Source organism: Alcanivorax quisquiliarum (assembly GCF_023051175.1).
GTDB classification, from domain to species: domain Bacteria; phylum Pseudomonadota; class Gammaproteobacteria; order Pseudomonadales; family Alcanivoracaceae; genus Isoalcanivorax; species Isoalcanivorax quisquiliarum.
In genome coordinates this window covers 179,986-198,089 of sequence record NZ_JALKII010000002.1, presented here as the reverse complement: position 1 = coordinate 198,089, position 18,104 = coordinate 179,986, and the positions used below count along the sequence as shown (strand labels likewise).

At 55.8% G+C, this 18,104-nt stretch carries 19 protein-coding genes; 12 read left to right on the top strand and 7 right to left on the bottom strand.

Translation table 11 applies throughout. From position 1 onward, the window contains the following. Positions 1-335: 335 nt before the first annotated feature. The 4 genes from MU846_RS03915 to MU846_RS03900 all read left to right on the top strand — a co-directional run bounded on the left by MU846_RS03915 (position 336) and on the right by MU846_RS03900 (position 4,276). Positions 336-1,265, top strand: a complete 930-nt coding sequence (locus MU846_RS03915) for a LysR family transcriptional regulator (protein ID WP_246948636.1) — start codon at positions 336-338, stop codon at positions 1,263-1,265. Between the two features lie 8 nt (positions 1,266-1,273). Beyond that, positions 1,274-1,522 carry a DUF1653 domain-containing protein gene (locus MU846_RS03910; RefSeq protein ID WP_246948634.1) on the top strand — a complete coding sequence of 83 codons (249 nt, stop codon included), beginning with the start codon at positions 1,274-1,276 and terminating at the stop codon, positions 1,520-1,522. Between the two features lie 105 nt (positions 1,523-1,627). Continuing rightward, a complete protein-coding gene (locus MU846_RS03905; protein WP_246948632.1) occupies positions 1,628-2,203 on the top strand; it encodes a DUF4136 domain-containing protein in 576 nt (191 codons plus the stop codon). Between the two features lie 372 nt (positions 2,204-2,575). Beyond that, positions 2,576-4,276, top strand: coding sequence for an FMN-binding glutamate synthase family protein (locus tag MU846_RS03900; RefSeq protein WP_246948630.1), 1,701 nt, complete (start codon positions 2,576-2,578; stop codon positions 4,274-4,276). A gap of 94 nt (positions 4,277-4,370) precedes the next feature. Here the strand turns inward: MU846_RS03900 and MU846_RS03895 are convergent, their stop codons facing one another. After that, positions 4,371-5,849: a SulP family inorganic anion transporter gene (locus MU846_RS03895; protein WP_246948628.1), complete on the bottom strand. Its 1,479-nt coding sequence runs from the start codon at positions 5,847-5,849 to the stop codon at positions 4,371-4,373. A 746-nt stretch (positions 5,850-6,595) separates the two neighbouring features. Here MU846_RS03895 and MU846_RS03890 point away from each other — a divergent pair. From MU846_RS03890 to MU846_RS03855, 8 genes are all read left to right on the top strand, one after another. Then, positions 6,596-7,018 carry a hypothetical protein gene (locus MU846_RS03890; RefSeq protein WP_246948626.1) on the top strand — a complete coding sequence of 141 codons (423 nt, stop codon included), beginning with the start codon at positions 6,596-6,598 and terminating at the stop codon, positions 7,016-7,018. A gap of 47 nt (positions 7,019-7,065) precedes the next feature. Next, on the top strand, positions 7,066-7,509 hold the full coding sequence (locus MU846_RS03885; protein WP_246948624.1) for a hypothetical protein: 444 nt from the start codon (positions 7,066-7,068) through the stop codon (positions 7,507-7,509). A 574-nt stretch (positions 7,510-8,083) separates the two neighbouring features. Then, a complete protein-coding gene (locus MU846_RS03880) occupies positions 8,084-8,281 on the top strand; it encodes a hypothetical protein (RefSeq protein ID WP_246948622.1) in 198 nt (65 codons plus the stop codon). A gap of 369 nt (positions 8,282-8,650) precedes the next feature. Beyond that, positions 8,651-9,178: a hypothetical protein gene (locus MU846_RS03875; RefSeq protein WP_246948617.1), complete on the top strand. Its 528-nt coding sequence runs from the start codon at positions 8,651-8,653 to the stop codon at positions 9,176-9,178. Positions 9,179-9,453: 275 nt separating this feature from the next. Continuing rightward, positions 9,454-9,930: a hypothetical protein gene (locus tag MU846_RS03870; RefSeq protein WP_246948615.1), complete on the top strand. Its 477-nt coding sequence runs from the start codon at positions 9,454-9,456 to the stop codon at positions 9,928-9,930. Positions 9,931-10,113: 183 nt separating this feature from the next. After that, positions 10,114-12,045 carry an RHS repeat-associated core domain-containing protein gene (locus MU846_RS03865; protein ID WP_246948613.1) on the top strand — a complete coding sequence of 644 codons (1,932 nt, stop codon included), beginning with the start codon at positions 10,114-10,116 and terminating at the stop codon, positions 12,043-12,045. A 6-nt stretch (positions 12,046-12,051) separates the two neighbouring features. Then, positions 12,052-12,567 carry a hypothetical protein gene (locus MU846_RS03860; protein WP_246948611.1) on the top strand — a complete coding sequence of 172 codons (516 nt, stop codon included), beginning with the start codon at positions 12,052-12,054 and terminating at the stop codon, positions 12,565-12,567. Between the two features lie 209 nt (positions 12,568-12,776). Next, a complete protein-coding gene (locus MU846_RS03855; RefSeq protein ID WP_246948609.1) occupies positions 12,777-13,166 on the top strand; it encodes a hypothetical protein in 390 nt (129 codons plus the stop codon). 125 nt (positions 13,167-13,291) lie between these two features. On the opposite strand, the gene MU846_RS03850 is transcribed toward MU846_RS03855, so the two are convergent. The 6 genes from MU846_RS03850 to MU846_RS03825 form a co-directional block, all read right to left on the bottom strand. Next, positions 13,292-13,654: an HVO_A0114 family putative DNA-binding protein gene (locus MU846_RS03850; RefSeq protein WP_246948607.1), complete on the bottom strand. Its 363-nt coding sequence runs from the start codon at positions 13,652-13,654 to the stop codon at positions 13,292-13,294. A gap of 527 nt (positions 13,655-14,181) precedes the next feature. Next, a complete protein-coding gene (locus tag MU846_RS03845; protein WP_246948605.1) occupies positions 14,182-15,465 on the bottom strand; it encodes a dihydroorotase in 1,284 nt (427 codons plus the stop codon). Continuing rightward, positions 15,449-16,468, bottom strand: a complete 1,020-nt coding sequence (locus MU846_RS03840) for an aspartate carbamoyltransferase catalytic subunit (RefSeq protein ID WP_246948603.1) — start codon at positions 16,466-16,468, stop codon at positions 15,449-15,451. The genes MU846_RS03845 and MU846_RS03840 overlap by 17 nt, the downstream gene beginning before the upstream one ends. Before the next feature lies 1 nt (position 16,469). Further along, positions 16,470-16,985 carry a bifunctional pyr operon transcriptional regulator/uracil phosphoribosyltransferase PyrR gene (gene pyrR / locus MU846_RS03835; RefSeq protein ID WP_246948602.1) on the bottom strand — a complete coding sequence of 172 codons (516 nt, stop codon included), beginning with the start codon at positions 16,983-16,985 and terminating at the stop codon, positions 16,470-16,472. A 21-nt stretch (positions 16,986-17,006) separates the two neighbouring features. Continuing rightward, positions 17,007-17,426, bottom strand: a complete 420-nt coding sequence (gene ruvX / locus MU846_RS03830; protein WP_246948600.1) for a Holliday junction resolvase RuvX — start codon at positions 17,424-17,426, stop codon at positions 17,007-17,009. 82 nt (positions 17,427-17,508) lie between these two features. After that, positions 17,509-18,078, bottom strand: a complete 570-nt coding sequence (locus MU846_RS03825; RefSeq protein WP_246948598.1) for a YqgE/AlgH family protein — start codon at positions 18,076-18,078, stop codon at positions 17,509-17,511. Between the last annotated feature and the right edge of the window lie 26 nt (positions 18,079-18,104).

The window sequence follows — 18,104 nt, the reverse complement described above, 5'->3', positions numbered from 1 at the left end:
GGGATGAGGCAATGGAAGGGAGCGGCTGGAAACGGAGCGGCCAGAAAAAGGAGGGAAGGGAGAGGAGAGAGACGAGACAAGAGAGACAGGACAAGAGAGACAAGCAAAGCGTGATGTGAATCTGGTGCTGGCCGCCTCTTGCAAGCGGCCTCGGCACCACCATACCGGCTCAAGCCGGTGGGCCGCCGCTGCCCGGCTCAGAGCACAATCTGCTTGCCGTGCGGATATCCGGCAGCGAGGCAGGGCGCCGGCTTTCACAGGCCACAGGCTGCATCTGGTCAGCAGGAGGCAAAGGCGCTAGATTCGGGCTTCATATCAGTTGCGTTGATATATCGATGAGTGAACCGAAAATCACGCTGGATCAGTGGCGGGCGCTGATCGCCGTGGTCGACGAGGGCGGGTACGCCGCCGCTGCCGAAGCGCTGGACAAGAGCCAGTCAGCGATCAGCTACGCCATTCAAAAGCTGGAAGCCACCCTTGAGCTGCGTGCGTTTACGCTTCAGGGCCGCAAGGCAGTGCTGACACCGGCCGGGGAGTTGCTGTATCGGCGTGCTCGGGCGCTGGTCAGCGAGGCGCAGGCATTGGAAGAGGCGGCGAGCCATCTGTCGCAGCGGCATGAGGCGGAGATTCGCATTGCCGTTGAGGCGATTTTCCCCACCTGGTTGATGTTGGCCTGCCTGGCGGAGTTCAGCGAACAGTTTCCCGATACCCGTGTGGAGCTGTACGAAACAGTCCTCACGGGCACCGACGAGGCAATGCTGGAAAAGCGGGTTGATCTCGCCATCGCCGGCCGCCTGCCGCCGGGTTTTCTCGGGCACCACCTGATGCGTGCGCGGTTTGTGCCTGTCGCGCACCCGGATCATCCGCTGCACCAGCTTGGCCGAACGCTGGATTTCCGCGATCTGCGCCGCCATCGGCAGCTGGTCATTCGTGATTCCGGCAATCGTCGTTCCGATGAGGGTTGGCTCGGCTCCGAGCAGCGCTGGACGCTGAGTCATTTTGCCACGTCAATTCATGCGGCTTGCCAAGGCCAGGGGTTCAGCTGGTATCCGGAAGAAAAGATTCGCAGCGAGCTGCGCGATGGGCGGCTGAAAGTATTGCCGGTAGAAGGAGGAGAGCGCTTCGCCGATCTCTACCTGGTGTTTACCGATCAGGATTATGCCGGGCCGGCGGTACGCCATCTGGGCGAGATACTGCGCCGCGAGGTAACGGCGCTGTGCCGCGAAGAAAGCCATTTGGCAGAGGCCGGCGAGGCGCCGCGGTGAGTGAGCCAATGCAAAAAGAAGACTGCGCCGCCGGCTTTTACCGCCACTACAAAGGCGGCTTATACGAGGTGCTGGGTGTGGCGCAGCACAGCGAGACGCTGGAGCATCTGGTGGTATACCGGCCGTGCGGCGATGGCCAGCACCTGTGGGTGCGGCCGCTGAGCATGTTCGTTGAGCAGATCACCCACGAGGGCCGGTTGCAGCCGCGCTTTTCTCCAGTTGCCCATGGGCCCGAGCCACACAAACACGGGCAATAACGCTCGTATCACGAATATTTACCTCATCGGCGAGCTGGCCGGGATAAAGTAAGGCCATGATCCATCGAAGCTGTGGTCCGTGAAAGTGGATGCAGGAGGCACGCCATGCTGCATGACCTGACCAGCCGGGGCGCGTTGCGGCGCCGAACGGATTTCCTGCGGGCGGCCTTCGCTGCGCTGCCCCTGCTATGGCTGCTGACCGGCTGCGCCAGCGTGATCATTGATTACGACCGGGAGGCCCGCTTTACCGGTTATACCTCTTATGCCTTCATGGCGCCCACTGACGACAAGGACTATCTCACACTAGATGCGGCGCGCATCGAGCGCTCCCTTAACCGCGAGTTGACAGCGCGAGGGCTGGCCCCGGCACTGGAAGAAGATGCCGATATCCTTGTTCGCTACGACATCGAAACCGAAATACGCAATGAAAGCTCTGGCTTTTCCTACGGACTGGGCTACGGGCGCGGTGCGTTCGGGCTTGGCGTGATGACGCCACCGGATTCCCATGAGGTGCGCGAAGGCAAGCTGGTGGTGGAGTTCGTCACCCCGGAAGACAAGCGTGCCATCTGGCGCGGCGCTGCGCGACGCAACCTGACCGAGGGCATGCGCCCGGACGCACGGCAGGCACTGGTCGACCAGCTGATAACCGAGATGCTGGAAAAATATCCGCCCAGACCCTGATGCAACGATATACCACCTGAAGCATGACGCCATATTCCCACTCTATTTTGCAGCGATCAAAGCACTTTCGTTATCAATGAAAAATTGACACGAAAGCGCCAGGAAAGCGCCACGAGAGAATAACGCAATAGCAGCTCAGGGTTTCCCGGAGCAGTCATGCAAGGCGACCGTGTTGCACCACCTCTGGCTGCCCCGTATGCTGATCTCAGCCTGCAACGTGCCATGGTGACCGTGCCGTGAGTGCGGCGCTCAAGTGTGATGTTCGAGTGAAGCGGCACAGGCAGCGCCTGATGCAAACGCAGGCGGCTTCAAGATACGACTCGTAGCCTTTTTATCAGCACAGCGGCGGCCGGCCGTTTCGGACTTTACAGCATGCAATATTTCTCTGCTCGTCATTCCGTTTTCTACGCCGTGATCGTACTGACCGGCCTGTTCATCTTCCTTGCCGTAGAATTCAGCCCCGTGTGGCTTGCCGGCGCGCTGGTGTTCGGCGCGCTATCGGTGCGTGGCATCATTGATCTGGTGCAAACTCGCCAGGCAATCCGGAGAAATTATCCGGTCATTGGCAATATGCGTTATTTCTTCGAATCCATACGGCCCGAAATGCGGCAGTATTTTTTTGAAAGTGATACAGAAAAACTACCGTTCTCGCGCACCGACCGTTCACTAGTGTATCAGCGTGCCAAAAAACAGGCCGACAAACGACCCTTCGGTACTCAGGGCGATGTCTATCAAACCAGTTTCGAATGGATCAACCATTCGCTGGAGCCGATCGAGCCCGGCAACAGTGATTTCCGTATTCAAGTAGGTGGGCCGGCGTGCACGCAGCCCTACTCCTTGTCGGTGCTGAATATTTCTGCCATGAGCTTTGGCGCTCTGTCGGGTAATGCCGTGCTGGCCCTCAACAAAGGCGCCGCGATGGGCAACTTCGCCCACGATTCCGGCGAAGGCGGGATCAGCCGTTACCACCTTGAGCATGGCGGCGACCTGATCTGGAACATCGGCTCCGGTTATTTCGGTTGCCGTGACAGCGAGGGCAATTTTTCCGAGGAGCGCTTTGCGGAGCGGGCCCGCACAACCAATGTGAAAATGATCGAAATCAAGTTGTCGCAAGGCGCCAAGCCCGGCCACGGCGGTATGTTGCCCGGCGCAAAAGTGACCCCGGAAATCGCCGCTGCACGCGGCGTGCCGGTGGGGATAGACTGCAATTCGCCCCCTCGACACAGCGCCTTCACAACGCCCATAGAGCTGCTCGAATTTATCGCCCGGCTGCGTGAGTTGTCCGGTGGCAAGCCGGTGGGCTTCAAGCTCGCCATCGGCCATCCGTGGGAATGGTTTGCCATTGCCAAGGCGATGCTTAAAACAGGCATCACGCCGGATTTCATCGTGGTTGATGGCGCCGAGGGTGGGACAGGCGCCGCGCCGGTAGAATTCGTCGATCACGTTGGCACACCGCTGCGGGAAGCGTTGCGGCTGGTGCATAACACGCTGGTAGGTATCGGGCTACGCGAGCAGGTCAAGATCGGTGCATCCGGCAAGATCATCACCGCCTTTGACATGGCGCGCACACTGGCGTTGGGTGCCGATTGGTGCAACAGCGCCCGCGGGTTCATGTTTGCCGTGGGCTGTATCCAGGCGCAAACCTGCCATACTGGAAAATGCCCGACCGGCGTGGCGACCCAAGACCCGAGACGTCAAAAAGCACTGGTGGTAGAGGATAAATCCCGGCGCGTGGCGAACTTCCATCACAACACGCTGGATGCACTGGCCGAGCTGCTGGCTGCCGCAGGATTGAGACATCCGCAGGAGTTGCGGCCACATCACATCGCCAAGCGTATCGCCAGTGGCGAGATTCGGGTGCTCTCAGCGTTGTTTCCCGATCTTGAAAAAGGTGAGCTGCTGACCGGCAAATTCCGCTCCAGCATATACCGCACCGCCTGGCCGATGGCACAGGCGGAGTCGTTTGCGCCACTTTACAGCCTGAGCGCGGCACTCTCGGGTAACACCGCCACTATCATGGCTGGCGAAGGCGTGGCCGGTGAAGAAAGCCGAACAACAGACGTGCCCGGCTGATGCGCCGGGCTTTCACTAGGGCTTTCACCGGGCCGTATCGGGCCTTGCCGGGTTTTGTTGAGGACGGGCCGGCTCGCGGGCCAGCGTTTGCGGGTTATCCGTTTGCCACACTCTCCGGCGCACCCTGGTTGCCGAAACGCTCGATGATCGTCGCGCTGGCTTCATTGAGCCCAAGCACCTGCACATCCACACCATTACGGCGGAACCGGTCCACTACCTTGTCCAGCGCCGCCACTGAAGTAATGTCCCAGAAGTGAGCGCCATGCAAATCGATCACCACAGCGTCGAGCGCTTCCTGGAAATCAAATGCGGCGGCGAATTTTTCTGATGAGGAGAAAAACACCTGCCCCTTCACTTCATAAGTGCGCACACGCCCGCTCTCGTCCAGGTGAGACGGCATATCAAGGTAGCGGCCGATCTTGTTGGCGAAGAACAGCGCCGTCAGCAGCACACCCACCAGCACGCCATAGGCCAGATTGTGCGTGGCCACCACCACTGCCACCGTCGCCAGCATCACGATATTGCTGGAGAGAGGATAGCTGCGCAGATTGAACACCGAATCCCACGAAAAAGTGCCAATAGAAACCATGATCATCACAGCCACCAGCGCAGCCATCGGGATCTGCGATACCAGATCGTCCAGAAAGATAACCAGCACCAGCAATACAAAGCCGGCAATAAAACATGACAAGCGGGTGCGCCCCCCGGATTTCACATTGATCACCGACTGCCCGATCATCGCGCAACCCGCCATGCCGCCAAACAGCCCCGCCGTGATATTCGCCACACCCTGGCCTTTGCATTCGCGATTCTTGTCACTCGTGGTGTCGGTCATGTCATCCACAATAGTCGCGGTCATCATGGATTCCAGCAGGCCCACCACAGCAAGCGCGGCCGAATAGGGGAAAATGATCTTCAGTGTTTCCAGATTGAGCGGCACATCAGGCCACAGGAAAATCGGCAGCGTATCCGGCAGCTCGCCCATATCACCGACGGTGCGAATATCCAGGCCCAGCCACCACGCCACTATGGTAAGGCTGACGATGCAAACAAGCGGCGACGGCACCAACCGGCCGATGCGTGGCAGGTACGGGAAAAGATAAATAATGCCCAGGCCCGCCAGCGTCATCGCGTAAACATGCCAGGTAACATTTATCAACTCTGGCAACTGCGCCATGAAAATCAGGATAGCCAGCGCATTGACGAAACCGGTGACAACCGAACGCGATACGAAGCGCATCAAATTGCCCAGCTTGAGATAACCCGCCACGATTTGCAGCGCACCACACAGCAGCGTGGCGGCCAGCAGATATTCCAGCCCATGACTCTTCACCAGGGTTACCATCAACAACGCCATGGCGCCGGTGGCGGCCGAAATCATGCCAGGCCGACCACCCACAAAAGCGATGACAACAGCGATACAGAACGAGGCGTACAGCCCGACTTTAGGATCAACGCCAGCAATGATGGAAAAAGCAATGGCCTCTGGAATAAGCGCCAACGCCACAACAAGCCCCGAGAGCAAATCGCCCCGCAGATTGGAAAACCAGTTCTGGTGAATCGTCTGCCACATGAGTAAAGTTTCCGAAAAAAGCAATAAATGCGCGCTCACAGAGCGCTAGCTCAGCGCCAAACAGCACGGCTAACACGCGAGCAGCGTGGTGCAGCATCGCGGCGCGTCAGGATAAAGGCACAGCGGCCAATATGGGGAATCTGGGGCTAGGGCGGCGTAACCAGCCCTGCAGAAGGATAGATCATGTCAGCCTGAAGTTGTGAAGCCGGCGCGCATGGTAAGGGATTGGGGGCTTGAAGTCGAACCGAGTCGGCAAGTGGCCGCCCGTATTCTTCCGGAGGGCAATAAGCCGAGTGTGAGTACCGCACGAGAGATAGCGCATTATCCCCGGTCGGCAGAGAGAGGCGAAATGCAGGGCAGCGAGCAGATGCACCCTTTCAGGATCATGGCCCGCTCAACCCAGAAGCCCGTATCATGAGCTATGGTTTACGTTCGACATCCCTTTTCTTGCCGCTCCGTGTGGCTGAGGCGAAGAGAAAAATAGCCGGCAGCGTCGCAATGTACGGCAGGAGACGTCTGGAATTTCTACTAAGAAAAACTCCGTGCCTTGGCACGGTTACCAAATCCTTCGCGATTATCGAGAGCGCTACTTCCATTAGGGCTATTGGCGCTGATGCATACTTGGTTGGGGTGATAATTATGCCGCTTCGCCTTATTTGAAGGACGTAGACCAAGTTATAAAAGCAGACATTGTCAGTCAGCAGTTAAGGTATGGTATAAGCTGACTTTCTCAGTAAGGTGGCTAGATGAAAAGGAATCTAAGAGGTTGGATGCTGCCGTTGGTTGCTATGTTCTCATTCGGCGGTTCACCTATGGCTTTGGCATCTGAAATCCAATCAATCAAGTTGAGTTTAGAGGGCTCTGAGTACTCGGATTTTTTTGATTTTCTGTATTCGTATTCAACGAAGAATAGGCTAAATATTCAGTGGCTTGGCTGGTATAAAGTCCCCAACGCTACTAAGTGGTTTGAGCGATCAGATAGGGGTTCTGAGTTCAAAATAAATGTTCATTTGCTGACAGAAGAAAACGGTTATTTGTATTTTTCCAGCGGTTTCGATGAGAGGAGCGTTAACGTCATAATAGATTATGGAAGTAAGAAAGGCGTATGGTTAACTATTATGGACGACTTTAAAGAGCAGCTTGAGCTGAAAGGTTGGACGTTACAGTGATGTCATCTGAGCCCAAATAACTCACAGTTTTCATGGTGGCAGGATTAATGAGAGTTCTCGTTGGCGCAATTATTTTCTTCATAGTGGTTGTGACATTTGTCATACCGGAAAGGCTGTCATCTAAAGATAGGGCGGTTTACCTTGATGAAGAACTGGCAAAGTTTTCCGAGTATATTGGCAGCCCTGGATTCACGCCGGATCATCCGATGGTAAGATCGGTGTTCGAGAAAGCGCGTGATGTACGCATTTCGTCCTTCAGGGAAAATTTTAATCTTGTTGCACTTGTAAGTGCTCCAATGATTGCTTTAATAGCTTTTTTCTTCTTGCGTTCCATATACACTGAGGTCGCACTTCTAGTATCTTCTATTATTGTTTTTATGTTATATCATGGGGTTATCCCTCTGTTCGGTTCGCTGGCTTTTATTGTCTTCCTATGGGGCCTTAAGTTAGTAGGTGAGGCCTTTAAAGGGTTTGATAAATATACAAAGTAGCGAAATGGCTACAATGGAAAACATGTGCCCAGCCTGGAAATGGCCGCTTTGGTTGCCGACAACAGCGAAGGGGACGTAGTCGGACTCGCATGAATTGGACATCCGACGAGGGTTCCTGTGCGGCAAGGACTATTTCTCCGGACAGGAAGCGCCGCCGACAATGGGGGATGGAGCGGCTTGTCCTGCTGGTTGATGTCTTTGCTATTGGCCTATGTTGCCTTCGCGGTGATGTTGAATCATTGCCATTTGTTGCGAAGAATGGATCGCCACAAGGCGTCATCATGGTCACCGTGGAGATTGATGCGTGTGCCACCTGAATTTCTTTAAGCATGTCTGGCTTCGCAGAAAATGAAATATCAGGATGTTTAGATTCGAGCTTGCAGAGGCAGGCTAATAGAAATTCGTATGGTAATTCTCGAAGTTATCATTCGGGTCGCCGTCAATTAAGAACGCTATATCAGTTTAGAAAATTCAACGCGGCCAGTCTTGTGGTGGGTGTTGGGGCGGCAACTTTTCAGGGTGGAGCCCAAACTTATTGTTCAGTTGAATGTATAGTTGGTGACAGGTGAAAGTTATGAAAGCTGTCCTGAGGATTGTGGCGCTAATTTTATCTGGTTTTCTGTTTTTTATGGCTGCTGCAGCTTTTCTTTTGGAATTTCCAGATTACATGAGTAAATCTACAACGTTTGTCTTTGTCTTTGTCTTTGTCTTTGTTGGAGTATATTTCGCTCTTTATGGAGTGACGGGAAGGAGCAGCTTGTCAGGCAAATAGGGATGGCCTATTTCACGCGATAATCGAAGATCAGAGCCGCTCTCGCTTGCTGGTTATCGCGACGTTTCGATTGATAAGGCATGTTGTCGGAAAAAGTGCGGGCGTTTCAGATTTTATTTCCTGTTTCCATGGGCTGAATAGCGGAGGCGCTTTTGAAGCTGTCATAGCAAGGCCGTAGAGGGGAGCAGGGGTGTCAGCTGGTTGATGGCGTGAGCACTTTGACGAGAGGCGGAGCCAAGACAGCTTCTGATGCGCTGGTGGCGGCAAGTGTCACCGCCGGCGGCAACACCAGCAGGTGTTTGTGGAAGTTCGCGTTCGCCGTAATTGTTGAGATCAGATCAAGATATATCAAAAAAAGAAAGGTGCGGTATGACTGGCAGGATTCTACTGCCGCTCCTGATGACTCTGGGCTTTGGTCAGGCTAATTCTGATCAGTTCGACATTGATCCAGAGCGCTTCATTTACATTGCAGTTGGCGAGGTTATGGTTCCTGTTCCGAGCTATTATGGAATAAGGGAAACGTCGATAAATGATGGTTTTTTTTATGTCTCTATGGTGTCTCATCTGTACCAGGCGCGTTTGAATGATTGCGGGAAATGTGGCGGAGGCTTTGTTACCTTCACTAATGATCCCGATGCCTCTCGTGTCTACCTAGAGTACTCTATTGAAAGCGAAGTGCTCAGCGATGAATTTAATTACAAAAGGTACAAATATACAGATTCAGAAACAAGTTACGAGTGGGATGCAAGAGTGGCAATTTTTAAAAGCGGCGAAGATACGGTTTTTATTATAGAGAGCGAGCAGGTGCAGGATGCCATATTGAAGAGATTTCTTGATGTGGAAGAAGAAAGAAGACTATTGTCAGGCAATGATGCTTCTGTAATGAATTCAGACTAGAGCTCGGTCAGGTCCAGTGGCCATCCAGAGGTAAGGTTCGGGACGGCAGTGACGGTGGAATCCCTCGCGGTGGTCTGGTCAATTTCCGGGCGCCGCTTGGCGCGCTCGCATGGAGCTGACTATTGGCTTGCTCACCCTATGGAATGGCGTGCTGTATTCCTGATATCGATATATTGGTACTGTCATAGGAAGGCCAAAAGGGTTGAGTTCCGGGGTTCCTTATGCAGTAAAATTTATTGGTGATGTTAGAATTATTAATCCAAGGGAGTAACTAAATGACCTGCAGAAGTCTTTGGATGATGCTTCTTATTTCCACTCTGTACGGTTGTGGCGACGGAAGAAAAATTGCGGGGAACTACTATCTTCAGGATAGCAATAGTGCGCATATTTACATTCAGAGAAAGAGCGGTGAAGATTTACTTGTGGTTGTAGATGCTCAGGTGGTGGGTTACTTTGTAAGCCGTCCGTACATAGTTGTGCATAGGGTGGTTGCGGATAGTTACGAGTGCCTGGATGCTTCTGGTCAACGCACTATAATTACTCATTATACTGGGCGCGATGAGTATTGGGTTTTGAATTACGAGACAGAAGAAAAAGACGGGCCATATAATATTAAGGAGATCGGCTTCTGGGCTGAGGATGCGGGCGTCGGCGATATCAAAATCTCACAATTCGCTTGGCCTGCCTCAAATACGAATTCGTTCAAGAAGGGCGTGTCTGAGTGTCATGACTTGGAAAAAATATCCTTTTGATGATGTCGACTTGCCTTATACCCTGCCCCAGAATTTTCAAAGGTTGTGATAAGAAAAAAGCATGGGCGACGAAAGTGAGCCAGATCAATAGCAATAGGGGACACCCACCAGTTTCGAGTCCGCGTAAAGTAGCACTTAGATATGGGACGGTGAATTTTTTTAGCAATTGGTAGGCGTCCCCGATTGGCCCTTTCATACAACCAGACAGCCGCCTATGACGTGTCCGGTAATATCCTGAGCCGCAACGACGTGGGCACCTACGTTTATGGTGAAACCTGTGATTTGAACGGGCAAACCTTTGCGCCTGGGCCTCACGCCGTTACCAGCGTCTCCGGCGTTCGTAATGCCAGCTACTGCTATGACGGTGGCGGCAATATGGTGTCGGGCGATGGGCGGACTATTTCCTATACCTCGTTTAACAAACCAGACCAGATAGAAACTGCAAATGCGACGGTCGGGTTTGTGTATGGGCCTTCTCGGGGCATCCTCAAAACAATCACGTCATCTGGAACAGGCTCGGTCACAAAGTATTCATTTGGCGCGTTCGAGAAGATCATCAAAACCGAGCAGGGCCAAACCAGCACGAGGGAGAGATTTTCTCTTCCTGGGGGCGCAGTAGTCTCTTTCGAAGACGGCCAGGAAAGCTCGAAGAAAGAGGAATACCTGATTTCTGATGCCATAGGCTCGGTCATCGCTACCGTTAATGCTCTCGGCGGAGTCAGCGAACGATATCAGTATGACCCTTGGGGCAGGCCCCGGGCCGCACTCAACTGGGAGTCAATAACCGACCTGGCATGGAACCAGATCAACCGTAATGAAACCTCGACCAACAAAGGATTCTCCGGTCACGAAATGCTGGACGAAGTCGGACTGATCCACATGGGAGGGCGTGTATATGACCCGACCATCGGCAGGTTCCTGAGCGCGGATCCGGTGGTGAAGGGCTTGGAGAATACCGAAAGCTACAATCGTTATAGCTATGTGCTGAACAGCCCGCTCAGCTTTACTGACCCCTCCGGTTACTCGTGGTTGAGCAAGACGTGGAAGAAACTGGAGCGCAGCTTCAAAAAATACTTTAGAGAGATAGCCATGGTTTTCGTGCCGCAGCTCGCTATGGCAGAGGCGGCGACAAGATACGGAGGGAAGGAGCTAGCGCGGTTTGCAGCGAGAAATAAGTTTGCAGGTGAAGTGATAGGGCTGGTTGGCTTGGGCGCTTGCACCGCCCTAACCGCAGGATCGGCTACCGGTGCTTGCGTGGTTGGTTATCAAGCTCTTACATCAGGGTCTATGACTTATGCAAGTGGCGGATCTTTATCGGATGCGCTTACGGCGGGATTGAAATCAGGGGCACTAGCATATGTCGATATTGCTGCTAGTAATAAAATCGCTAGCTGGAAGATAGAAAATTCCCTTTTGAGCGGAGGAGCGCATGCCGCCCGAGGAGGGGCCATTGCACGACTGGCTGGAGGTAACGTTAGGTCTGGGATAGTTGGCGGATTTACAGAAGGGGCTCTAGGCGGCCGGATCGCCGAGGCAACCCAAAGGAGCCGAGGGGCCGGTGCGGCCCTTGCTGGACTCGTGAGTGGTACAGTTTCTGAGGTAACCGGCGGTAAATTCGCTGCGGGTGCAGTTACTGGAGCGATGGGATACTTATTCAATCAGATGAGTAAGGATAGCGAACAGTTGCGTGCTCAGCTTGCTGAAGAGTTTATCGCAAGCATTGACGAGGCTCGACGACTTGGAGTGGAGGGAGATGTTGTCGGTTATATAGAGCGCGTGCGTTCCGGAGGTCGTTGGGATTTTAAAAGTAAGCCGGATTATCGAGGGTTGGAGGGAATAGAGGATTTTGGTAACTTTGCTTATGGTGCCACGGCTTCGGCTTGGGTGGATGGTCGGACTGGTGGTATAAGTACGCGATATCCGGACATTACGACAAATATATTAATGCGAGGTGCCGGGGCATATCAAGAGTTTTTCCAACATTACAACCCTTCCGATGGCCACTTCTTTGATTTTGCTCCGCCTGCGAGATCTAATTATGGTGATCAGTTTCGAGATCAGATGAACATACATCAAGGTGCAAAATATTATTATGATCGCCATGCAGGGAGGTAAAATAAAATGAGAGGTATAGTTCTTAAGTTGACGTTTTTATTGGTATATTGGTCTCTGGTAGGTTGCGGGCAGGAGCTACCGAAAGACCGGTATCTGCAATATTTACTCGAGGATAAAAGGGAAAGCTATTTGGCTGTTGTTGACAAGGTGCTTGAAGAAAATATTTACCGGCTGGAAGTTACATCAAACAAAGAGTTTTATGTTGAGCCTGCGGCGATTAATGCCGATAGTGTTGTCGACATGAGAGAGCTTATTGAGGATAGGTTAGGCTTGGATCTTATTAATACTATCTTTGCAGATGGTGCTTTTGGCGTTATTAATGAAGTTTCTTTTTTTAATTATCGAAAAGGGTTCGTGTTTTCTGGCGAGCATAAGGGGATAGCTTACATTGTTGATGAGTCCGGTATAGAAGCGGTCGCTCAGCTGGACAAGATAGACAAGAGCGATACGTCGATACACGGCAAGCGGTTATACAAATTCCTGGAACCGCATTGGTATATATTCTATGAATACTTCCCCTGAGAACCTGAGAACCTGAGAACCTGAGAACCTGAGAACCTGAGAAAATAGCTGCGCTTTAGAGAAAGTTATGCGGTCAAAAAACTGAATGCAAGGGTAAAGGCAGCATTGCTGCGGAAGGGAGCTGGTAAGTGCGGAAAGATATGGGGGCGCTGCCCTTGGCAGAAGAGAGGATCTCGTCCGGAAAGGCGAGATAGAAAGAGCCTGAACCTATGGAAAAAGCTTTGATAGAGCGGTTTATGATTGCGCTGATGTTCAACCTCTTGGCGCTCTCTCTCGTATTGACGTTGTATGGTCATATCAAGCGTAGCGAGTATGGAAAGGCAGATGGGGCGTTGGCTAAAGCAGAGTGTGTCGGGCCGATAGGAAAGACTCGAACGCTCAAGCTATACCTCAACGAAGATATGTACTGGAATATTATTTCCAAGGAGGCCTGCGAGAAGTATGCGGATTTATACAAAGAGGGAGACGAAGTAGAAATGTTGTATGTGAAGGAAGACAATTATATTGCGGCGCTCGTCGTGGCCGGGCGCCAATACTTTTCAATCGAGGGCTACGCAATCTCTTCTATTGCTTCTTATAGCAATCCTTTTAGCTGTTAATGTTCCTATTTTCAGGTATTACATGTTTAGCGGAAAGTAGTTTGTAGAAATTAATTCTGCATGCAGTGTGTTGTGCAGTGAGGCCGTGGTATCGGCAGGAAAATCCACTTTATGAGCGCTCCTGCTCAAACACAGCTGATATCGTAATAAATATTGAACTGACTCGCTTTGGCGATAGGCCGAATCGTGTGCTGCTGCCGCTGTAGCTCGACGATGCCGTAGCGCTCCATGGTCTTTAATGTGCGGCTGAGGTTGCCGCGGTGCCGCCCGCTCAGCTCGGCCAGCTCCATCAGAGTTTTTGGCTGGTGTTCGTGGATCAATTTCAACAGCAGCATGTTTTGCTCGCTGAGCACCTGGCTCAGGGATTTTATCGAGTTGAACCATACCTTAGGTTCATCTTTCGTCGGTTTGAGGGCGCCGGAGGCAATCAGCAATGCTCTGCGCTGGAATTGCTCACGAGGCATGACGCCGATCTTGAGTGTTTTCATTGTTCGACCTCCCGCATGAAGCGATTCATTTCGTCGAAAAATCAGCAAGCAACTGCTGTGCTGTAGAAAATTCGTAGAGTGTTCCTTTGTCCTGCGGTGTCAGGTGCCTGTGGTCATCCTCCCGGCGTCGGCAGCTGAACTGCCCAGCCGTTTTTGCTGCCACGGCATGGGCGTTATCAAACCCGAAGATCCGGTTATTCCACTTATCGTGTGAAAAGTCAGGTTGTAGCGAATGCCATGGGGCCGTTCTGGCGAGGGTGCTACGCGCCAGGCTTCGATCTTGTACCAGTAGCCACCTTCTTCGACAAAGGGCTGCCCACGGAGATCCAGCAGCGCTAACAGCCCAGGGTCGTTTCATCATCAGCATCCATGCTGTTGGTATCAGCTGATGATAACGCCGGTTAATGGCTTGTGCCATGCTAGCCAAAAGAGGTGCAGGGGCGCGCGCGGCTTTTATCGGGAAAGAGCGACCACGCCAGCCCCTTGTAAGCTGGCCGGCGGTCAGTCGCTATATGAGCAAAAAGCGCTCAGGCGCTCTGCCAGGTGATTTTGCCTTCGCACACGGTCAGCCGTGCAGCACCGGGCAGGCTTGTTTCCAGCCAGGGGGAGTTGCGGCCGGCGGAGTGCCAGCCTTCGCCCGGCACGCGCCGCGCCGCGCCATCCACCACACATAAACTCGCCAGGCGGCCGTATTCGAGATTGCCGGCGGGCACGCCGAGGCAGCGTGCGGGTGCCTGGGTCAGTGCATCCAGGGCGCGCATCAATGGCAGTTGGCCGTCTTCGACCAGCTTCAGTGTCAGCGAGAGCAGGGTATCCAGCCCGGAGATGCCGGCGCTGGTGGCGGGGAATGGTGCCAGCTTGGCCGAGGCGCCGAGCGGGGTGTGCTGGGAGCAGATGGCGTCGAGGGTGCCATCGGCCACCGCTGCCAGCAGGGCGTCGCGGTCTTCGCTGCGGCGCAGCGGCGGGTTGATGTGGCACAGGCTGTTGAAGCCGGCAACGGCGTGCTGATCCAGCAGCAGGTGGTGAATACTGGTATCCGCGGTTACCGGCAGGCCGCGGGCGCGGGCGTCGCGCAGCAGCGCCACGCTGTCGGCACAGCTGAGCTGATGAAAGTGTGCGCGCACACCGGTTTCGGCTACCAGCAGCAGGATGCGCGCCATATCGATGGTTTCGGCCACGGCGGGTATGCCTGGCAGGCCGAGACGTGTGGAAACCGGGCCTTCGTGGGCGCAGCCACCGGCACTGAGCGCGGCATCCTGCGGGCGGAAGATCACCAGCAGGTTGAAGGTGGCGGCGTATTCCAGGCAGCGTTTCAGGATCAGCGTGTCCTGCACCGGATATCCGGCGTTGCTGACGGCAATGCAGCCCATTTCTTTCAGGGTCTGCATTTCGGAAAGCTGGCTGCCGGCGAGGCCCTGGGTCATGGCGGCGATGGGCATGACCCGTGCCAGGCCAGCCTTGATGGCGCGCTCGCGGATTAGCCGTACCACGGCGGGGTTGTCGGCGACCGGGTCGGTATCCGGCAGGGCCGCCATGTGCGTGATGCCGCCGGCAGCGGCGGCGCGGGTTTCGCTGGCAAGAGTGCCGGTGCGGCCGGAAGCGGGTTCCGGCAGGCGCACGCAGGTGTCGACGAGGCCGGGGATCAGCCACAGGCCCTCGGCATCAAACAACTCTGCGCCGGGCGCGTCCAGGCTGGCGCCGATGCGGCTGAGGCGGCCGTCTTCGATCAGCAGGTCGGCGATTTCATCACGGCCGGTGGCCGGGTCGATCACTCGGGCCTTGCGGATCAGCAGGTCAGCGTGTGGTTGCATTGGAGCGTCCCTGGGTCTGGCTGTCGTCTCGTTCGGTTTCGCGGCCGCTCATGCACATGGACATCACGGCCATGCGCACGGCGATGCCGAAGGTCACCTGGTGCAAAATGACCGAGCGTTCGCCGTCGGCCACTTCGGAGGCGATTTCGACACCGCGATTGATGGGGCCGGGATGCATCACGATGGCGTCCGGGTGCGTGGCGAGCAGGCGCTCGCTGGTGAGCCCGTAAAGGCGGAAGAACTCGCTTTCCGAGGGCAGCAGGGCGGAATCCATGCGTTCTTTTTGCAGCCGCAGGGCGATCACCACGTCGGCATCGCGCAGGCCGTCTTCCAGGCGTGTGCAGACGATCGCGCCCATGCTTTCGATATCGGCCGGCAGCAGGGTTCTGGGGGCGACCACGCGCACTTCTTCGGCGCCGAGCAGGGTCAGGGCGCGGATCTGCGAGCGGGCCACGCGGGAATGAAGGATATCGCCGATGATGGCGACCTTGAGCCCGGCAAACCCGCCCTTGTAATGGCGGATGGTGTACATGTCGAGCATCGCCTGGGTCGGGTGTGCGTGGCGGCCATCGCCGGCGTTGATGATGGCGACATCGGGTGTCGCGTGCCGGGCAATGTAGTCGGCGGCACCGGAATCCCCGTGGCGCACGATGAACATATCGGCAGACATCGCTTCCAGATTGCGCAGCATGTCCATCAGCGATTCGCCTTTGCTGGTGGAAGAGCGGGCGATATCCATGTTCAGCACGTCGGCGGAGAGGCGTTTGGCCGCCAGCTCGAAGGTGGTGCGAGTGCGGGTGCTGGGCTCGAAGAACAGGTTGAACACGGTTTTGCCGCGCAGCAGCGGCACTTTCTTGATGGCGCGGTCGCCCACGTCCACGAAGGAGGCGGCCGTATCGAGAATTTCTTCGAGAATGTGGCGGGGCAAGCCCTCGATGCCAATGAAGTTGCGCAGCCGGCCGGTGCCGGTGAGCTGTAGGTTATCCGGTGACGGATCGCTCATGTCAGGCCTTCAGGGTCAGGATATCCGCGGCCAGGGGCGCGGGCCCGCGCAATTCTACCCGTTGTTGTGGTGCCAGTGCCAAGTGTTCGCCACAAATGTCGGCGGCAAAGGGCAGCTCGCGCTGGCCGATGTCGAACAATACCGCCAATGTGACGCTGGCCGGGCGGCCATAGTCGAATAATTCGTTGAGCGCGGCGCGCACGGTGCGGCCGCTCATCAGCACGTCATCCACCAGCACCACGTGCGTGGCATCAATATCAAACGGCAGAGTGGTTGGCTTCACGTTGGGGTGCAGGCCGCGCCGGGAAAAGTCGTCGCGATAGAAGCTGATATCCAGGGTGCCCAGGCGGGTGTCGCCCGGCAGCAGTGCTTGCAGTGCCTCGGCTACCCAGGCGCCGCCGGTGTGGATGCCCACCAGCAGATAGTCGTCGATGCCGCGCCGCGCCAGGTGGGCGTGCAGGTCGGTGGCCATGCGTTCTAGCAGTTGCTGGATGTGCTCGGTACTGAAGTCGCTCACCTGGGCGCTCCCTGTCAGGTTCTATGGCGCGGGTGCGCCGTCACGGAAGAACGATTCTATAAGTAAAACGGCGGCCATGCTGTCCACGCGCGGATCGCTGCCGCCCCGGTAGCCGTCGCCCAGCCGTTCGCGGGCTTCGCGAGTGGAAAGGCGCTCGTCGATCAGCTGCACGGGTTTGCCGAAGCGGCCTTGCAGGCGCCCGGCGAAGCGGCGTGCCCGCTGGGCCAGTTCGCTGTCGGTGCCGTCCATGTTCAGGGGCAGGCCCACCAGCAGCAGTGTCGGCTGCCATTCGGCCAGTAGCGCGGCCACTTGCTGCCAGTCCGGAATGCCGTCGCGGCACGGCAGGGCAGGCAGCGGCGTGCCGCTGCCGGTGAGCGACTGGCCGCTGGCGGCGCCGATCTTGCGGGTGCCGAAATCAAACGCCAGCACTGTTGTGGTCATGGCTGGCTCCCGAGCGGGCAAAGCGGAGAAAGCGGACAAAGTGGGCAAAGCGAACAACGCGAACCACAAAAGACCAATGCCATCAGCCGTGCCCGGCCTGGGTGGAGAGCAGATGCAAGTCCACGCCCAGCTGGCGGGCGGCGGCATGCCAGCGCTCGGCAAAGGGCACCTCGAACACCATTTCCGGCTCTGCCGGTGCCGTGAGCCAGGCGTTGTCGGCCAGCTCCTGCTCCAGTTGGCCCGCTTCCCAGCCGGCATAACCCAGCGCGATCAGCGATTGCGACGGGCCGGTGCCGCAGGCGATGGCTTCCAGCACATCACGGGAAGTGGTCAGCCACAGGCCGGGCTGCAACACCACGGTGGATTGCCACATCTGTTCGCAGGGCGGGTGCAGGATAAAGCCGGTGGCGGGATCGACCGGTCCGCCGGCGGCAACCGGGTGCCGGGTTTCGTCCACGGTAACGCGTGGGGTGATATCCATGCTTTCGAACACGCGGGCGAGGGTGATGTCTGGCCGGGGCCGGTTCAGCGTCAGGCCCATGGCGCCTTCCGCGTCGTGCTCGACCATATAGGTGATGGTCTGCCCGAAGCCGGGGTCATCGAGCTGCGGCATGGCGATCAGTAACTGGCGGGCGAGGCTTGTAGAGTCCATGCAGGCAGTATCGGGTGCGGCCGCCA